This is a genomic window from Polynucleobacter sp. AP-Reno-20A-A9 (assembly GCF_018882085.1).
Classification (GTDB): Bacteria; Pseudomonadota; Gammaproteobacteria; order Burkholderiales; family Burkholderiaceae; genus Polynucleobacter.
On sequence record NZ_JACVPB010000029.1, the window covers coordinates 1 to 676 of the forward strand.

The following is a 676-nucleotide window of genomic DNA, read 5'->3' on the forward strand; positions in this document are numbered from 1 at the left end:
GGTAATCCCCCCACAGGTTAACTGATCTCAGAGGTAGAATTTTCTCAATAAGAGGAGTTCTACATGAAGCGTTCTAAATTTACCGACAGCCAGATCATGGATGCCCTAAAGCGGGTTGATGCTGGCTTAGCGGTTCCCGAAGTCTGTCGCGAACTAGGTATTAGTTCAGCTACTTTCTACAAGTGGCGTGCCAAGTATGGTGGCATGGATACCTCCATGATGGCTCGCATGAAGGAGCTTGAGGCTGAGAACGCCCGCTTAAAGAAGATGTACATCGAAGAGAAGCTCAAGGCAGAGATACTCAATGAGGCCCTCACAAAAAAGTGGTGAGGCCGTCTCACAGACGTGAGATGGCCCAAAAGGCAGTCAGAGATAAGGCAATCCCCATTCGGTTGGCCTGCGCTATCTTTAGCGTGAGTGAGACCTGTTACCGCTATGAAGCGAAGAACAATGCGCAGAATGAACTCATTGCGAATTGGCTGATCCGCTTAACGGATAACAACCGCAGTTGGGGCTTTGGCCTTTGCTATCTGTATCTACGCAATGTCAAGAACTACACATGGAACCACAAACGCATCTACCGGATTTACCGCGAGCTTGAGCTCAACCTACGCATCAAACCCCGAAAACGTTTAGTGCGAGATAAACCCGATGCGTTGGTGGTACCGCTGAGCAT

1 pseudogene is annotated in these 676 nt (G+C 49.3%); it reads left to right on the forward strand.

The annotated features are described in order from the left end of the window. Window positions 1-63: 63 nt before the first annotated feature. Window positions 64-676 (forward strand): annotated as a pseudogene (locus ICN39_RS11065) (transposase); the annotation flags it as partial.